Below are 14,681 nucleotides of genomic sequence, written 5' to 3' on the forward strand. Positions count from 1 at the left end.
TATCCATAACGGAAGGTTTCATGAGTTATCTTGCTTTAGCACGAAAATGGCGTCCTAACACATTTAAAGCGGTGGTAGGGCAAGCTCACGTATTAACCGCTTTAGAAAATGCACTAACACAGAATCGTTTGCATCATGCGTATTTATTTAGTGGTACTCGTGGCGTGGGAAAAACCACGATTGGGCGTTTATTTGCCAAGGGCTTAAACTGTGAAACAGGCATTACCGCTACCCCTTGCGGTCAATGTGCGACCTGCAAAGAGATCGATCAGGGGCGTTTTGTTGATTTATTAGAAATTGACGCCGCATCGCGCACCAAAGTTGAAGATACTCGTGAGCTGCTTGATAACGTCCAATACAAGCCGGCGCGCGGACGCTTTAAAGTCTACTTGATCGATGAAGTTCATATGCTTTCTCGGCATAGCTTTAATGCTTTGCTGAAGACATTAGAAGAGCCACCAGAGTACGTCAAATTTTTGCTGGCGACGACGGATCCACAGAAATTACCGGTTACGATTTTATCACGCTGTCTACAATTTCATCTTAAGCCGATCAGTGTTGAGAATATTCGGCAACAGCTTGAACATGTATTGCAAGCCGAAAATGTAAACAGCGATAGTAAGTCACTCGCCATGATCGCGCATGCCGCGGATGGCAGTATGCGCGATGCGTTAAGTTTAACCGATCAGGCTATTGCGCTCGGTAACGGTGTTATCGAACACAGCGTGGTTTCGCATATGCTCGGTACACTGGCTACTGATCAAGCATTGCATTTATTGCAAGCGATCAGTAGCCAGCAACCACAGAGCATGATGGCGTGTATTGAACAATTAGCCAGTAATGGGGTTGAATGGGATGGATTGCTCCAGCAATTAGCAACCCAGTTGCATCGTATTGCTATGTGCCAAGCCTTACCCAGTAGCGTTGATAAAGCTCAGCCTGATGTCGACGCTATTGAACATTTAGCTAAAATACTAGCCCCACAAGACGTGCAACTCTATTATCAAATTGTATTAAAAGGGCGGGCGGATCTTCCGTTGGCTCCAACGGCGCGAATTGGTATTGAAATGGTTGCACTACGTATGATGGCGTTTCGACCAACGTCGGTTACGGTGAGTCATAGCTTAGCAATGCCAACCGCCGAACCGGTTTCTGATAACACAGCTCAGCGTTCGGTTGCTCAAATGCAGGGTCCAGTGACTGCACCGGCAACATCACCTCAACCTCAGGTAGTGAATGTTCAACCCGCGATGAAAGAGCCAGAGCCGCCAGTTGTTCAGCCAGAGACGCGAGCACAAGAACAAGCGGTTGTTGTTCCACCTGTCGCCGGGTTACGTCATCAGTTGCGCTCTCAGCGGCAAGGGCTGACTCCGAAAAGTACGCCAGTAAAAAAGCCTGATGCGGTATCTGCAAAGCCGACTTCGATTTTAGATCGTGTAGCACAGCGAGCTCAATCGACTTCAACGCCGATACCGCCGAATGAGTCTTTGATATCTCATCAAGAGCCAACCGAGCAAGAGTCCGTTTATCAATGGCGGCCATCAACCAGTACGGTAGAGAGTGCCAGTCAATCCACTCACAATGAATTGACGCCCACACAAATCAAGCGAGCGTTAGAGCACGAAAAAACACCAGAGATGATCGAGAAATTGATCATTGAAGCCGCGGAGCAGGACTCATGGGCCAAGCTGATCTCTCAGCTAGAGACGGCTAAATTAGTGGAACAACTTGCCTTGAATTCAACATTTCATAAGCAGGGAACCCATATTGAGCTGACGCTTCGTCCTTCTCATGCTCATTTGAATACCGATAAGGCTCAGAGTGAACTTTTACAAGCCCTCAATGACCAATTACAAGAAGAGTGTCATTTAAGTATTCATATTGGTGAATCCGGTGAAACACCGCTTGAGCTGAGAGAACGTCTTTATCAAGCAAAGCTCACTCAGGCGCTAGAAAGTTTGAAACAAGATACCAATGTGCAATTTATTGAGCGACGTTTTCATGCTCAGCTTGATCATGACAGCGTGAGGCCAGTTTAACCAGTGGGGTTGAGATTTTCTATTTTCACCCCCACTTATCGTAGAACAATTGAATAAAACCAGAGAGATAATCTATGTTTGGTAAAGGCGGTATGGGCAACTTAATGAAACAAGCCCAGCAAATGCAAGATCGTATGCAAAAGCTACAAGAAGAAATCGCTAGTATGGAAGTGGTCGGTGAATCTGGCGCTGGATTAGTAAAAGTGACCATCACTGGCAGTCATAGCGTACGTCGCGTTGAGATTGATCAAAGTTTAATGGAAGATGACAAAGAGATGCTGGAAGATTTGATTGCAGCTGCGTTCAATGATGCCGCTCGTCGTGTGGAAGAAACACAAAAAGATAAAATGGCCGCTGTCACTGGGGGTATGCAATTACCACCAGGTATGAAAATGCCATTCTAATCAATAAGTAGGTTAGTAATGCGAACCAGTCATATGCTGGAGCATTTGATGGAGGCCTTACGTTGTTTACCTGGGGTTGGCCCCAAGTCAGCGCAACGTATGGCCTTTCATTTGTTACAGCGAGATAGAAAAGGTGGCTTGCAGTTAGCGGAAGCGCTGAATCAAGCCATGGTCGAAGTGGGACATTGTGCTGAGTGTCGAACGTTCACTGAACAAGAAGTGTGCGATATTTGTCGTAATCCGAAACGACAAGAAAATGGCCAACTTTGCGTCGTTGAAAGTCCTGCGGATATTGCAGCATTAGAAGCCACGGGACAATTCTCAGGGCGTTATTTTGTACTGATGGGACATTTATCGCCGTTAGATGGTATTGGTCCTAGTGATATCGGTCTTGATACGCTGGATTTTCGACTGCAAAAAGGTGGTATTTCTGAAGTCATTCTCGCTACCAACCCTACGGTAGAAGGGGAAGCGACGGCACATTATATTGCAGAGTTATGTCATGAGCATCAGGTCAGTGCCAGTCGCATTGCACACGGTGTTCCTGTTGGTGGAGAATTAGAATTGGTCGATGGAACAACATTATCCCACTCGCTACTGGGAAGACAAAAGTTTAATACGACCTTTTAGTTCCGACTGCCTACCTTTGAGAACCTCGAAACAGACCGATTAGCTTTGTTTTGAGGTTTTTAACAATTCCCTTGATTTTTATCTATTACACTAATTATAAGCAATGGTTATAATTAGTGTAATAGTCTGCAGAATAATGATGTGATGCCTTATATTTATCAATGGCTAATGTCACTCTTAATCAATCCATAAGTGATGGGCCACCTAATGAAAAAATATACGAGTCATCGATATTGCTCTTCAATAATTATCTCGCTTTTTTTTGGCTGCTTGTTATGGAGTTCTTTCACAATTGCGAAGGATAGTACATCTCCACCGTTGATTATTGCTACCACAAACAGTTGGCACCCTTATTCTTATACGAATGATAAAGGTGAGGCAATGGGGGTGTTAGTGAACTTTTGGCAAGAATTCTCACAACTTACAGGTATTCCAGTTGAATTCAAAGTTAATAGCTGGCAAGAATCTTTAGATGATGTATTGACTGGTCGAGCGGACGCGCATGTAGGTATGGTTCGTTCTGACAAGCGAGAGCAATCTTTTGATTTTATTGAGCCTTTATTTACGATTGATACTAAATTGTATTTTAATCGCTCCTTGTTGGAAGAATTTTCAGTTAAAGAATTTCTATTAGGTGGATATGACTATCCTGTCGGTGTTTTATTTGGTGGGTATCAGCAAGAATTCATGCAAACTCATTACCCAAATGTGAAACTTAAAACTTTTACCAATAATCAACTTATGATGGAAGAAGCATTATCTGGTAGGCTAAAAGCCTTTGTTGCAGATACGCAAGTTTCCAATTATTTTCTTCACTTAGGTAATAAACCAGGGAAGTTACTGCCTGTTCAACATTTGTATACTGGGGTGCTATATCCAGCAGTTGCGAAAGGTAGCCTTGTATTTGATATAGTCCAGCAAGGTTTTTCTCTGTTTAATTCTGAAGATAAATCAAGAATTGTTTATCGTTGGATTCATCATAGTGTGGACACTGTTTATCCACGTTACCTCATTCCTGCTACTATTCTGTTCATATTAATTGTGCTGTTATCGTATATCGTCATATTGAAGCGAAGTGTCGACAAGAAAACCAAAGCTCTGCGTGAGATGAATGCACGGCTAACTTTGCTATCAGAAACAGATAGTCTGACAGGTATTCATAATCGCCGTTACTTCATCCAAACACTTGAAACTATCCCTAGCAGGACTTCAGGGGTTTGTTTAATGATATTTGATATTGATAATTTTAAAGCAGTGAATGATCAATTTGGTCATGCGACTGGTGATCGAGTGATTCAATTTGTCGCTCAACAAGCACAAATATCACTTATCGATAATCAAGCTTTAGCTCGAATAGGTGGAGAAGAATTTGCGATTTTAGCTTTTTTCTCATCATCGTTTAACGCCGAACAGTATGCACAACATTTGGTTGATCGTATTGCTAAAAACAGTATCGAAAGTTTCCCTGAAATTGGCGTGATTACGATAAGTTTGGGAGTTGCTTATTATCCTAATTCGCTTGAACATTATGAACTTAGCTTTGCAGATCAAGCGCTTTATCAAGCGAAGCATAATGGGAAGAATCAAGTAATTACTTTTATATATTCAGGTTAGTTGCTCTAGCTCGATCAGATTTTGTAAAGCTTGTTGATTGCTGTCACCGCAAACGACAGGGCAAGGTTTGAAGTGGTGGCAGACGGTTGGCCTTTCTGGTTTACCAAAGAGTTTGCATAGATTGTCCTCATTAAGCTGAATACAACGCACTCCAGCAGGCTTACCGCTGGGCATACCTGGGATAGCTGAAGAAATACTGGGTGCAATACAACATGCGCCACAACCGAGACGACAGTCCATTTTATACCTTTCGATGATTACCCGTTTAATGCGGGCGCTGATCCTAGCAGATCTTTTCTTTCTCAGCAGCGAAATTATTACCTTGTGACCTTGCAGTTTATAAACGGGAAAGGTATAACACCCGGCTGAAATCGTAACTAGGTAGTAAACCCTCATGAATATCCCATTTTGGCAACGTAAATCTTTAGAACAAATGACCGAAGCGGAGTGGGAATCGCTATGCGATGGTTGTGGTAAATGTTGTTTGCATAAACTCATGGATGAAGACAGTGATGAAGTCTATTACACCAATGTTGCTTGCAGTTGGCTCAATAGCGATACCTGTTCATGCAAAGACTATCCTAACCGTTTTCAATCTGGTGAAGAGTGTTTAAAACTTACGCGAGACAAGATAGCGGAATTTCATTGGCTACCTGATACCTGTGCTTATCGGTTACTTGCTGATAAGCAGCCGTTACCTGAATGGCATCCTTTGATCACGGGGTCGAAAGCAGCGATGCATGCGGCAGGGCAAAGTGTCCGTAATCAGGTTGTTTATGAAATCGATGTTATTGATTGGGAAGATCACATTATAAACCATCCTAACAGAAACTAGCGGTATCAAGGCTTTTCAAGGGTTTACATTATATCAAGTCGCAAGGATTCGCCATAAATCGCCCATATTGCTAAATTATGCCGCCACTTTGTCGCCACGTTTTGGCGGCAGCTAGAGAGTGTTTAAAGGGTTTTTCTCAATAACATCTTCTAGGTGATCGGGGGCTAGGTGGGCATAGCGCATAGTTTGTTTTATATCAGAGTGTCCAAGGATTCTTTGCAATGCAATGATGTTGCCGCCGTTCATCATGTAGTAGCTTGCGAACGTGTGGCGAAGAACGTGAGCCGCTTGCTGTTTTAGTCTCGGAATTGTTGAAGAGATAAAACGATATACGGTTGAGTATCCAATACTAAACAAAGCTCCAGAACCTTCTTTATAAATCAATTCATAGATATCTTTGCTGATCGGTACCGAGCGATTCTTTTTACCCTTAGTTTGGGTAAAGGTAACTTTATACTTAGCCAGTTGAGCACCCGTTAAATTTGCTGCCTCTGAAAATCTCGCCCCTGTTGCTAAGCAAAGCTTAATAATTTTATGCAGATCTTTATGAAATACGTGGGCTTCTGCTTTCGCGATTAACTCGCGTATTTCATCAAGCGTTAAGAACTCCATCTCAGTTTCGTGAAGTCGGAATTGGCGAACGGAGTCTAATGGGTTTTCTCCTTTCCATTCCCCCATTCGTTTCAGCTCAACAATGACTGCATTCAATAAATCTTGTTCGTTGTTACAGGTACGAAAAGAAACGGCGCTTTTTCTGCCTTTTAAGTCAGCAATATCACCAGATAACCGCGCGCTTCGGTATTCCGTGAACATCGATGAAGTTAACTTGGTGTAAAGTGGGTCGCCTAGGCCAAGGGCGATCACTTTTAATTTATTGTAAGTGTATTTGGAATGAGTCAGTGATTGCCCGTGGCGCTCTTGCCATAAATCAATCATATCCAGCAGACTTTTGCGCTGAGTTTTTTCACCAAGCCATGGTTTATCTTGAATTTCACGCATAGTAAACTGTTCAAAGGCCAATGCTTCGCCTTTGGTCGCAAAGCGTTTACGAATGCGCTTACCAGCACGACCTTGCGGGTAGCACTCGCAAAGCCAAGGCTTTTTGCTGCCGTCTTTCAAGTTTCTAATAGACATATAGTTATTCATGTAATACTGTATGTATTAACAGTATCATTGATTCTCAAATATGCAATGTTCATATTTTCTCATGGCGTATATGTTGATTTTGAGGATGCAAAAAAAGACATATGCGTTTAATATTTGCGCTTAGAAGTTTTAGTCAGGGTATGAGAATGAAAGCACTACTTTCCATCAAACCAGAGTTTGTCGAAAAGATTTTTTCCGGTGAAAAACTGTTCGAATATAGAAAAGCGGTATTTAAAAGACCAGAAGTGCAAACGGTGGTTATTTATTCAACAATGCCAGAAGGGAAAATTGTAGGTGAATTTAAGATTGGTCATATATGGGCTAAACACCCGGAAGAGCTGTGGGAACAAACTAAACAGGCATCAGGTATTAATAAAAAGTTCTTTGATGAATACTTTACTGACAGAGAAGTAGCTTATGCTATTGAAATTAAAGAACTTAAGAAATATGAAGAACCTATTGACCCTTATAAAAATGACAGCGGTTTTAAAGCTCCACAATCATTTAAATATTTAGATTTTTCTTCCAACCTTTGCTTAAACTAAACATTATTCGAAGCCAAGCAGTGTGCTTGGCTTTTTTGTATCTATCAATAAGAGGCTAGGTAGTATGTCAAAGATCATCTTTATTTCAGGTATCCATGGTGTTGGTAAAGGAACGTTATGTCGTTCTTTAAAAGAGCTTGTCGGCTACCCGATTTATGCATGTAGCGATCTGATAAAGCAGAATTCGAGTTACATTGAGTCCTGTAAGATAGTTTCTAATGCTGAGAAGAATCAATTGGCATTGTTAGCTGGCTTAAACAAGATTACAGAAAAGGTCATTTTATTAGATGGACATTTTTGCTTAATTGGAAAAAATGAACAGGTTATTGAGCTGGATTATGAGACTTTTGATGCTATCAAGCCCGCGAAAATTGTGAATGTTACCTGTGATGAGGCAATTGTGAATAAGAGGCTAAAAGCTAGAGATGGTGAGGCTTTAAGTCTAAAAACACTACGAAGTTTACAGATCGCAGAGTGTAATCGAGCTCAGGACTTCGCAAGTTCACGTAGTATCCCTTTAATTAATTTTGAATCAGGTAGTGACGTTAACGAATTGATAACTTGGATTACAGCATAGAGAAAAGGCGCCATAACTGGCGCCTTTAGTATTTAGTATAAGAACTTTTTATCCAGCTCTGATAAATTGACAATAGCATTAAATTGAGCGTCGGAGAGTTGCATAACTCCCCAATAATCATTTCGGTTTAGTCCAGCATCATCTGCTAATGAGCGTCTAATCGGTCGTTTAGGGAATGCGACGTTATAGGTAAAGTTGATGATGTAAGGATACTTTTTAGAGCGATAGATGTCTTTGAGTTCCTCTTCGCTAAAAACACTAAATTTTCCACAATAGGTCAAAAATTCTTCTTCTGTTTTGTATTTAGAAATGTTGTGTACGTCTTCGACCACACCGATGGAAGTCGCTACTGATCTATATTCGGCTGCGCCTCGTTCATCGCTTGTTCTATAGATAACGAGCACATCACCTCTGTTAAATTGCATCACACCTTCCATAGCGCAAATATAAATTTTGTGGATACTATTTGAATGCGAGATGTCTTTTATAATATCAGGAGACTCGGTAAATAAGCGAGAATCAGGGAAAAGAGCCGTATGGTATTTAGGATAGATGCTAAGTAAAAACTTGTTGTTACCCGTTGTTTTCACATATGGATAGTCCTTATCAACATCCCCATGTTTTACACTTAAATTTCTAAGCAATACCTGCTCCGTACCGTTAGGAGTCACTTTTGTGCCATATTTTGTAAAACCATACCTTTCGAATAAGGCAACTAAATAAGGATGTTTATCTGCGAAAACAGTCACATAGATGTCATCTACATTAGGAGAAGAAAGCGCGTAATCGAATATTTTTTTAAGGTATCGATCACCTCGACGTGTTTGTACCGGGTTAAATTTGAATGTGCCAACCTTCATGTGATTGGTATTTGGCAATAACGGAGCTGTGTCATCTCCGGGACCTGATTCAAACTTGTGGTATAGGAAACCTTCAATCAAATTTTGTTCGTTGTACAAAACGAGGGCTAAGTTGTCAGATTTTTTATGAAACCAATCTGAAAATTCAGCATAATCCGCTTTTAGAGTATCGAAAAATGGGTCATCTAAATTTACTTCTGAAAATTTTTGTATTACTAGTCTTTCCATATGTACACCTTAGCCTTTTGCTTTTTACGTTTTAATTGTTCTTTAATTTAATCTCATTGTTACCTGTTCTTTGACTTAAATGGTTTTATCTAATGTTATCGTGTAACTGTACTTGCCACCAAGCTTCAATCAATTTACCCAAGCGGCGACTAACAATTTTATTACCTACTCATAAGTTATCATCCACTTCACGCATAGTAAACGGTTCAAAGGCCAATGCTTCACCTTTGGTGGCAAAGCGTTTACGAACTCGTTTACCAGTTCGGCCTTGCGGGTAGCACTCGCAAAGCCAAGGCTTTTTGTGGCCATCTTTTAAATTACGAACAGACATTATTGAGCTGTACTAGTTAACAACACATCATTCACCCAATCATCAAAATGTTGTTTCTTGTGACCTTCGGTTGCTAGCATTGTATCTATTAAGTCGATCTTAATAATTTGCTTATTATTTTCTGAGTCAATGAATTCTAGCTTGGTTTCTCCGGTAAGCTTTCCTTTATATAAAGCTACTGGTCTAACTGTTTCTCGTTTTCTTTTTCTTTCATATCCGTGATATTCATAACGAGAGAATGTAGTTGGGGCTAGAGTTCCTTTCCAGACTACAGAATAATCACGCTCGCATGTTTCATGTTCAGGATAAGCAGTGTGAAAATTCCAAGGGAACTCGGGATTTATAATTCGCATCCACTCCCAGAAAGAACGGCGATTGTATCCTTTAACTTGTATTTGGCTTGAAATTTCTTTAGTTGGAACAATTTTAACGTTTTGCTCGTATATCTCTGCAACATGAATTGCCATGTTTTTCACTAATACGTGAGTAGGGATAATCGTGATTTTTTCTTTTCTATTAACTGAAAAAGTAGCTTCAGGGGATTTTCCCGCCCATGCTACATAGTACCGTTCATCATTAATAATGAGTGTTTCTCTATCATCAAATGGGATAGGAGAAAGTTCTTCGAATTCTTCTTTATCATCTGAATATGTGACAGAAGTAGGCATGGAAATAGTAAACCCAGCACGAGGTGTCGAAGTGGATATCTTTTTTTCCGGTGGTAAAAGCGTAGTGTTTTTTTTCTTAGATGTTTTAATTGCCATGTAGAAACAAAAAATAGAAAAGCATACAAGGACAAAAATCGTTTTCATAATAACTCCGGTTCTATATTTCCTAAACACTTTCCGGCACTTCGCCAGTTTCTATCATGGTTTCAAATTGAGGGCGGCTAAGAATCATCACTCCTTGTTCCATTGCCTTTTCAAGCTTTTTGGGGCCAGCATTGTAGCCATAGCAAAGGACATCTAAATAAACAGTAACTTCTTTTCGAACGATCATGCCGTTGAGTTCTGCCAATTCATAAAGTTCAGCTTTGTCTGATTTTGAAAAACCAGTGAAGCAGACATCCATAGTGTCAGGTCTTGATAATCGAGTAGGGTTATAGACATAATGCACTTCAGGATCGAAGTTTTTAGTCCATGTTGCCATGAAGCCTTCAGCTTCTTTTAAGGTTTTGAATTTTCGACGAACACGAGCGGCAACTAAGGTTATAGGTCTTTGATGGGTATATGACCACCCTTGAATATAATTGGGTTCTTCATCGTTATCATACGAAAAGTTTCTTAGGTGTTGAATGGTTAGTTCATTTTTACTGGTTACGTAAATACAAATGAATTCACTGTTTTTTTTAGACATAGTGGTCTTTCCCTAGCCAAGTTAATAATCAATCTTTCTTCAAAGTCACCGCCACACGGCCTAGCACTTTTATATCGTTCTCTGACGCTTCAATCGTGCTATCTCCAAAAGCAATCGCAAGCTTTCTGCCGGGTAAACGTTGGATTTGGTTAATGGATAAGCGTCCATCAACGTCTATTAGGTAGTTACCAGCCACCGCATCGGTTGTACTTTTATCAAGCAAGTAAATAGCTTCGTTTGTTTCAACCTCGATGACCTTTTCATGATCCAAGTTAAAACTATTCATTCGTCTTACCGGATATGGAATCTCGCCAGTTTCTAGTAATTGCCCATTCGTTAAACAAAAGCTTTTAAGAGCAACGGTATCAAGCTGAGAAGGTTGTTGTGTAGTTGCTGGCTGAGAGGGTTCTTTTTGTTTAGCTGCCAAATGACGATCCTCTGGCTTTAATGCTAAATCAGCAATTGGTATCCCTAAGCGCAAGTGAAATCTAACCATCAACTCATGTGATGTTCTGTTGTGAGTATTCCATGTGCTGAATGTTGCTTTTGGCACATCTAAAATCTCTGCAAGTTCAAGAAATGTCTTGCAGTTCGCTAAATGTTTAAGATTTTCAGTGAATTCAATACCGCTCAGATAGCTGTAAGGTAATATTTTTGCTTTTGGCATCTCAGTATCCAAGATTAACATTAATTAAATCGCTAAAAGTTATTGCAAGAATTCAATTGGCGATCTAATATCTTTGTGTGTTCAATTTTAAAGCGCCGTCTCTCGCAAAGAACCGCTTTAGCCAAAAAGACAAGGATACCACTTATGGCAAGCATACAAATAGCTGTAGATGCCCCGTACGTCACAAAAAAAGAGTTTTTGCGCCGAACAGGTATTGCCCCGCGTACTTTTGACAAGCTACTGAGCGATGGCGATATCCCCATCAAAGAAAAGGAAGGCAAACAACGCCTTGTGCTGGTCAACATGGTCAAGTGGGCAGAGCAAGCCGCGCTGCAGCAGGTGTAATCATGCGCCTTTCATCTCTGATACCAACTAAAAACCACTGCCCACTTTGGCTTCATGCTTTTGCATGGGCAGTCATTTGCATACCTCCGTTTCTGTAAGAAAGAGTGTGAATTATGGGAAGCCAACTCGCTATGTGCGAATTACGTGAGAGCAAACAAAAAGCGCTTGACGAAGCATTCTGCGCATTTGCAACCAACCATAACATGGCTGAACTGGCCAGAAAGATGGATATGAGCGAAACCATACTTCGTAACAAGCTCAATCCAGACCAGCCACACAAGCTTTATGCAATAGAGCTGGCTTGGTTGTGCTACCACTCTAGTGACTACTCTATTCACAATGTCCTGTATGGCGACCTGGGTACCGTGACAGTGGCGCTACCACAGAAATCAGAAAAGAAAAGCTTCATTGAACGCACGTTAATGAACTGTGCACTCAGCGGCGAGATTTCTAGCGATGCAATGCAAATGTGCAACGCAGAGCGCCTGCCTCGCACTAGAAAAAACAAAACGTTGGCGAAAGCCCATGCCGCTTTAGGCAACCTCGTTTTGCTCATATCAGATTTAGAGAACCGCACTACTGGCGCGACGCCCATTATCTCGATGGGGTTAGAGTTTTTCGCTAACGGTGCACCGATACCAGGCTTAGCCTAAAAAAGGAGTCACTATGTCAGCATTACAACAAGTTCGCCAGCAGTTACAACAAGCCAGAATTCAACATGAGCAAGAGCAGCCATTAACAAGGCCTCGCACTCGTGAAGAGTTTGACGCCTACTTAGATTCACTGCCGAAAGCCTCAGCAGAATCAAGCATTGCCAAAGCCCATGCTTTATTTGATCGCAGTTATAAGCGTCAAAAAATACGCCGCGCTTATGACAGCCTAACGGTAAAGCAACGCGCCATGTGCTGCATCGCAGGCGGTTTATCACCCGACCACGCCAACCAAAGTTTTGATCAACTAAACGACATCCAGCGTCAAAAAGTGCGCAAAGGGTTAGAGCTAATGGATTCAGTAACTAAGCGCTTTGAGGGGCGAGTTGGCAATGTCTCTCAATTAGCGGCCCCCGATTTCCTTTAAACCCAGCCAACCTTTGCCCCTGTTGTATTAGGGGGCTTTTTTTTTCATCTAAGCGTAGGAGCATAGACGATGAATGAACTAGAACAATCCAAAGAATTACGCGATGAAGCGCGTGAACTGCTTAAGCAATCTCGTGAAAACCTAAGTAAAGCGATTCGCTTTAGTGATCAAGCGCTAATCAATCAGCGCCGATTAGCTTTGGCAATGAGCAACCTTTTGCCGGGTAAATATCATGTTGAATTATCGAGCGAGTTAACCGAAGAGGAAAAGGTCGCCACTTTTGCAAGTGATATGGCGAACAATATTAATAACCGAGAAGTATTCGATATCGTCCACGCGATCAACGTACTTGCGATGGCGAATACCGATGTGTTGCATGTGTTTACTACTTTCTCTGGACATGTGAAAAAATTCTATGTGTATGCTCATCCCGTTGAAACGACATATAAAAAAGATGAACCCCAACTTATATTGCTAAGTGAATATGCGTTTCTGGATAGAACAGACGCACTCGAAAAACTCCTTTCAATCGAAAGCCAACTTACTGAGCTGATCATCGAAACCCGTGAAAAAGCCGAAGCAAAAGCAGAGGTGGAATCATGAGCATTCTTACCATCTACCGCAAAGACCTTGAATTCGGCTTACGTAGCGAAGGGTTTACCAATCGTAAAATTGAGCAGTTTTTACGAGTGTTTAATGCTGTGCAATCTAGCCAAGGTGAAATGCTTGAGCTGGATTCTACCCGCGCCATGCTGGTTAACGTTAACGGCACCGAGCAAGGCTTGTGTTTAGAAGACTTCATCACCGCTTGGTGGGTTTATTGGGTGGTTGTCTTTAATAACCAATCAACCGATAACGCCACTCACCATCAGGCGCTTGGCGCTATTCGTGCGCTGTTCTTTGTTTCCGCTTGTGTTCGTAGCACAGCACTTCATTCAACCATGCAAATGTGGTGGCGCGATTGCGAACCCCTGCATGGTTTCCCAACGTTGGAGGCAATGTAATGCAATACGCCGCAGTAATGTTATGCCCAAGTGGTGGGGTTATACGCCACGAAGAAACCCAGCAAGTTGCCAACGTGTTGATTGGTGATTTTGAATCATTCGATGATGCCATTCATCAAGCTTGTTTAGACCTCAACTGCCAAGCCCTGCACAAAGGGGTGATCAGCAAAGGTCAAAATAAGGGCGGCTTTATGATTGTCACAACTCAAGATTTGGAGGCGTTATGAGCGACACAATTATCACGTTAGATTTTTTAATTACAGAATTTGAAAAACGTTGTCAGCAGAAGCATGGAAGTTTTGAAATTGCCCAGCAACTTATGACTGAAAGATATGCGGATAAATCGCTTGATGGATGGGAATATTTTGAATGTTTAAAAGCCGCCTTTGTTTCTGACGGCTCTTTAGAAAATGCTCATGTTCGGCTTACAGAATGTCTTCGTCGGTACGCTCGGAGTATACCGCATGGTAAGCGCCAGCAGGTGGTAGGTAGGCTAGACGGTCAATCATGTTGAGCTCTTGCAATTCGTTATCTAGGTCTTTGAGAGCATCCTTACCATAGACAGTAATATTCCTATAGTGCGTATTCTCTTTACCCATAATGGCAACTTTATACTCGGTTAGAGATTCATCAGATAAATAACTATCTACGAATGCAGCTATTAAATTATCGAATGGAAGCTTGTACTCAGGCTTGAGTAATTTTGTTTTCATTAAGCGAACTCCTGTTGCATAGATAGTTAGTGAGATTAACACATTGAAATTACCAAGCGAAATCAAAGCGTTTAAACTTTTATTAGGAGTGTTTTAGATGTTAACAGAGCAAGATGTTTTAAATCGAATAGCAGAGTTAGAAAGCCACATAAGTCTTAGCTTCTCCAAAGCTGGGCGAATCGCTCGTCCCGATCTTGCAGAAAAACAAATCAAGTTAACGTCGGAGCTTAATGGTCTTTATTTTTGCCTCGGTAAGAAGCGACCGTACTACGCATGTGACGAATATTCTCCAGCGAGGTTTCGTTAAAGA

The 14,681-nt window shown here is 41.5% G+C and carries 20 protein-coding genes and 1 pseudogene; 13 read left to right on the forward strand and 8 right to left on the reverse strand.

All coding sequences use genetic code 11. The annotated features are described in order from the left end of the window. The first annotated feature begins 20 nt into the window (after window positions 1–20). The 4 genes from dnaX (at window position 21) to FKN88_RS10810 (ending at window position 4,687) form a co-directional block, all read left to right on the forward strand. Window positions 21–2,039: a DNA polymerase III subunit gamma/tau gene (gene dnaX, locus FKN88_RS10795; protein WP_154167464.1), complete on the forward strand. Its 2,019-nt coding sequence runs from the start codon at window positions 21–23 to the stop codon at window positions 2,037–2,039. Window positions 2,040–2,113: 74 nt separating this feature from the next. After that, complete coding sequence (locus tag FKN88_RS10800) at window positions 2,114–2,443, forward strand: YbaB/EbfC family nucleoid-associated protein (RefSeq protein ID WP_004394899.1); 330 nt, start codon at window positions 2,114–2,116, stop codon at window positions 2,441–2,443. Between the two features lie 18 nt (window positions 2,444–2,461). After that, the gene (recR, locus tag FKN88_RS10805; RefSeq protein WP_004394900.1) at window positions 2,462–3,073 is read left to right on the forward strand and encodes a recombination mediator RecR; all 612 of its coding nucleotides are present in this window, start codon (window positions 2,462–2,464) and stop codon (window positions 3,071–3,073) included. A gap of 207 nt (window positions 3,074–3,280) precedes the next feature. Then, window positions 3,281–4,687 carry a sensor domain-containing diguanylate cyclase gene (locus FKN88_RS10810; protein WP_306687493.1) on the forward strand — a complete coding sequence of 469 codons (1,407 nt, stop codon included), beginning with the start codon at window positions 3,281–3,283 and terminating at the stop codon, window positions 4,685–4,687. Here the strand turns inward: FKN88_RS10810 and FKN88_RS10815 are convergent. Continuing rightward, window positions 4,679–4,927 carry a YkgJ family cysteine cluster protein gene (locus FKN88_RS10815; protein WP_154167469.1) on the reverse strand — a complete coding sequence of 83 codons (249 nt, stop codon included), beginning with the start codon at window positions 4,925–4,927 and terminating at the stop codon, window positions 4,679–4,681. The genes FKN88_RS10810 and FKN88_RS10815 overlap by 9 nt on opposite strands. A gap of 154 nt (window positions 4,928–5,081) precedes the next feature. On the opposite strand from FKN88_RS10815, the gene FKN88_RS10820 reads away from it, so the two are divergent. Then, window positions 5,082–5,522 (forward strand): YcgN family cysteine cluster protein, encoded by a 441-nt coding sequence (locus FKN88_RS10820; protein WP_217522651.1) that lies wholly within the window; start codon window positions 5,082–5,084, stop codon window positions 5,520–5,522. A 111-nt stretch (window positions 5,523–5,633) separates the two neighbouring features. On the opposite strand, the gene FKN88_RS10825 is transcribed toward FKN88_RS10820, so the two are convergent. Continuing rightward, window positions 5,634–6,656 carry a tyrosine-type recombinase/integrase gene (locus tag FKN88_RS10825; RefSeq protein WP_306687492.1) on the reverse strand — a complete coding sequence of 341 codons (1,023 nt, stop codon included), beginning with the start codon at window positions 6,654–6,656 and terminating at the stop codon, window positions 5,634–5,636. A gap of 158 nt (window positions 6,657–6,814) precedes the next feature. Here FKN88_RS10825 and FKN88_RS10830 point away from each other — a divergent pair, with 158 nt between their 5' ends. Next, window positions 6,815–7,213: an ASCH domain-containing protein gene (locus FKN88_RS10830; RefSeq protein ID WP_306687491.1), complete on the forward strand. Its 399-nt coding sequence runs from the start codon at window positions 6,815–6,817 to the stop codon at window positions 7,211–7,213. 64 nt (window positions 7,214–7,277) lie between these two features. Then, window positions 7,278–7,790 carry an ATP-binding protein gene (locus tag FKN88_RS10835; RefSeq protein WP_306687490.1) on the forward strand — a complete coding sequence of 171 codons (513 nt, stop codon included), beginning with the start codon at window positions 7,278–7,280 and terminating at the stop codon, window positions 7,788–7,790. A 32-nt stretch (window positions 7,791–7,822) separates the two neighbouring features. Here FKN88_RS10835 and FKN88_RS10840 read toward each other — a convergent pair whose 3' ends face one another. The 5 genes and pseudogenes from FKN88_RS10840 to FKN88_RS10860 all read right to left on the reverse strand — a co-directional run bounded on the left by FKN88_RS10840 (window position 7,823) and on the right by FKN88_RS10860 (window position 11,232). Next, window positions 7,823–8,878 carry an N-acetyltransferase gene (locus FKN88_RS10840; RefSeq protein WP_306687489.1) on the reverse strand — a complete coding sequence of 352 codons (1,056 nt, stop codon included), beginning with the start codon at window positions 8,876–8,878 and terminating at the stop codon, window positions 7,823–7,825. 172 nt (window positions 8,879–9,050) lie between these two features. Next, window positions 9,051–9,209 (reverse strand): annotated as a pseudogene (locus tag FKN88_RS10845) (site-specific integrase); the annotation flags it as partial. Next, window positions 9,209–10,021 carry a hypothetical protein gene (locus FKN88_RS10850; RefSeq protein WP_306687488.1) on the reverse strand — a complete coding sequence of 271 codons (813 nt, stop codon included), beginning with the start codon at window positions 10,019–10,021 and terminating at the stop codon, window positions 9,209–9,211. The gene FKN88_RS10850 and the pseudogene FKN88_RS10845, both read right to left, overlap by 1 nt. Before the next feature lie 22 nt (window positions 10,022–10,043). Beyond that, window positions 10,044–10,565, reverse strand: coding sequence for a hypothetical protein (locus tag FKN88_RS10855; protein ID WP_306687487.1), 522 nt, complete (start codon window positions 10,563–10,565; stop codon window positions 10,044–10,046). Between the two features lie 28 nt (window positions 10,566–10,593). Then, the gene (locus FKN88_RS10860) at window positions 10,594–11,232 is read right to left on the reverse strand and encodes a phage repressor protein CI (protein ID WP_306687486.1); all 639 of its coding nucleotides are present in this window, start codon (window positions 11,230–11,232) and stop codon (window positions 10,594–10,596) included. A gap of 144 nt (window positions 11,233–11,376) precedes the next feature. Here FKN88_RS10860 and FKN88_RS10865 point away from each other — a divergent pair, with 144 nt between their 5' ends. From FKN88_RS10865 to FKN88_RS10890, 6 genes are all read left to right on the forward strand, one after another. Then, entirely contained in the window at window positions 11,377–11,577 is a 201-nt protein-coding gene (locus FKN88_RS10865) for a Rha family transcriptional regulator (RefSeq protein ID WP_187985136.1), read from the forward strand. Between the two features lie 113 nt (window positions 11,578–11,690). After that, a complete protein-coding gene (locus FKN88_RS10870; RefSeq protein ID WP_306687485.1) occupies window positions 11,691–12,230 on the forward strand; it encodes a phage regulatory CII family protein in 540 nt (179 codons plus the stop codon). A gap of 13 nt (window positions 12,231–12,243) precedes the next feature. Continuing rightward, window positions 12,244–12,654: a hypothetical protein gene (locus FKN88_RS10875; protein ID WP_306687484.1), complete on the forward strand. Its 411-nt coding sequence runs from the start codon at window positions 12,244–12,246 to the stop codon at window positions 12,652–12,654. Between the two features lie 69 nt (window positions 12,655–12,723). Further along, complete coding sequence (locus FKN88_RS10880; RefSeq protein ID WP_306687483.1) at window positions 12,724–13,257, forward strand: hypothetical protein; 534 nt, start codon at window positions 12,724–12,726, stop codon at window positions 13,255–13,257. Then, entirely contained in the window at window positions 13,254–13,658 is a 405-nt protein-coding gene (locus tag FKN88_RS10885) for a hypothetical protein (RefSeq protein ID WP_306687482.1), read from the forward strand. Before FKN88_RS10880 ends, FKN88_RS10885 begins: the two co-directional genes overlap by 4 nt. Further along, window positions 13,658–13,885, forward strand: coding sequence for a hypothetical protein (locus FKN88_RS10890; protein WP_306687481.1), 228 nt, complete (start codon window positions 13,658–13,660; stop codon window positions 13,883–13,885). The genes FKN88_RS10885 and FKN88_RS10890 overlap by 1 nt, the downstream gene beginning before the upstream one ends. Window positions 13,886–14,083: 198 nt before the next feature. Here FKN88_RS10890 and FKN88_RS10895 read toward each other — a convergent pair whose 3' ends face one another. Further along, complete coding sequence (locus tag FKN88_RS10895; RefSeq protein WP_306687480.1) at window positions 14,084–14,371, reverse strand: hypothetical protein; 288 nt, start codon at window positions 14,369–14,371, stop codon at window positions 14,084–14,086. Window positions 14,372–14,681: the final 310 nt, after the last annotated feature.

Source organism: Vibrio sp. 2017_1457_13 (genome assembly GCF_030851525.1).
In the GTDB taxonomy this organism is placed as follows: domain Bacteria; phylum Pseudomonadota; class Gammaproteobacteria; order Enterobacterales; family Vibrionaceae; genus Vibrio; species Vibrio metschnikovii.

What these genes read in the sequence shown, in the direction of transcription:
- dnaX (WP_154167464.1), top strand. Translation starts at nt 21, where the DNA reads ATGAGTTATCTTGCTTTAGCACGAAAATGGCGTCCTAACACATTTAAA.
- FKN88_RS10800 (WP_004394899.1), top strand. Translation starts at nt 2,114, where the DNA reads ATGTTTGGTAAAGGCGGTATGGGCAACTTAATGAAACAAGCCCAGCAA.
- recR (WP_004394900.1), top strand. Translation starts at nt 2,462, where the DNA reads ATGCGAACCAGTCATATGCTGGAGCATTTGATGGAGGCCTTACGTTGT.
- FKN88_RS10810 (WP_306687493.1), top strand. Translation starts at nt 3,281, where the DNA reads ATGAAAAAATATACGAGTCATCGATATTGCTCTTCAATAATTATCTCG.
- FKN88_RS10815 (WP_154167469.1), bottom strand. Translation starts at nt 4,927, where the DNA reads ATGGACTGTCGTCTCGGTTGTGGCGCATGTTGTATTGCACCCAGTATT.
- FKN88_RS10820 (WP_217522651.1), top strand. Translation starts at nt 5,082, where the DNA reads ATGAATATCCCATTTTGGCAACGTAAATCTTTAGAACAAATGACCGAA.
- FKN88_RS10825 (WP_306687492.1), bottom strand. Translation starts at nt 6,656, where the DNA reads ATGTCTATTAGAAACTTGAAAGACGGCAGCAAAAAGCCTTGGCTTTGC.
- FKN88_RS10830 (WP_306687491.1), top strand. Translation starts at nt 6,815, where the DNA reads ATGAAAGCACTACTTTCCATCAAACCAGAGTTTGTCGAAAAGATTTTT.
- FKN88_RS10835 (WP_306687490.1), top strand. Translation starts at nt 7,278, where the DNA reads ATGTCAAAGATCATCTTTATTTCAGGTATCCATGGTGTTGGTAAAGGA.
- FKN88_RS10840 (WP_306687489.1), bottom strand. Translation starts at nt 8,878, where the DNA reads ATGGAAAGACTAGTAATACAAAAATTTTCAGAAGTAAATTTAGATGAC.
- FKN88_RS10850 (WP_306687488.1), bottom strand. Translation starts at nt 10,021, where the DNA reads ATGAAAACGATTTTTGTCCTTGTATGCTTTTCTATTTTTTGTTTCTAC.
- FKN88_RS10855 (WP_306687487.1), bottom strand. Translation starts at nt 10,565, where the DNA reads ATGTCTAAAAAAAACAGTGAATTCATTTGTATTTACGTAACCAGTAAA.
- FKN88_RS10860 (WP_306687486.1), bottom strand. Translation starts at nt 11,232, where the DNA reads ATGCCAAAAGCAAAAATATTACCTTACAGCTATCTGAGCGGTATTGAA.
- FKN88_RS10865 (WP_187985136.1), top strand. Translation starts at nt 11,377, where the DNA reads ATGGCAAGCATACAAATAGCTGTAGATGCCCCGTACGTCACAAAAAAA.
- FKN88_RS10870 (WP_306687485.1), top strand. Translation starts at nt 11,691, where the DNA reads ATGGGAAGCCAACTCGCTATGTGCGAATTACGTGAGAGCAAACAAAAA.
- FKN88_RS10875 (WP_306687484.1), top strand. Translation starts at nt 12,244, where the DNA reads ATGTCAGCATTACAACAAGTTCGCCAGCAGTTACAACAAGCCAGAATT.
- FKN88_RS10880 (WP_306687483.1), top strand. Translation starts at nt 12,724, where the DNA reads ATGAATGAACTAGAACAATCCAAAGAATTACGCGATGAAGCGCGTGAA.
- FKN88_RS10885 (WP_306687482.1), top strand. Translation starts at nt 13,254, where the DNA reads ATGAGCATTCTTACCATCTACCGCAAAGACCTTGAATTCGGCTTACGT.
- FKN88_RS10890 (WP_306687481.1), top strand. Translation starts at nt 13,658, where the DNA reads ATGCAATACGCCGCAGTAATGTTATGCCCAAGTGGTGGGGTTATACGC.
- FKN88_RS10895 (WP_306687480.1), bottom strand. Translation starts at nt 14,371, where the DNA reads ATGAAAACAAAATTACTCAAGCCTGAGTACAAGCTTCCATTCGATAAT.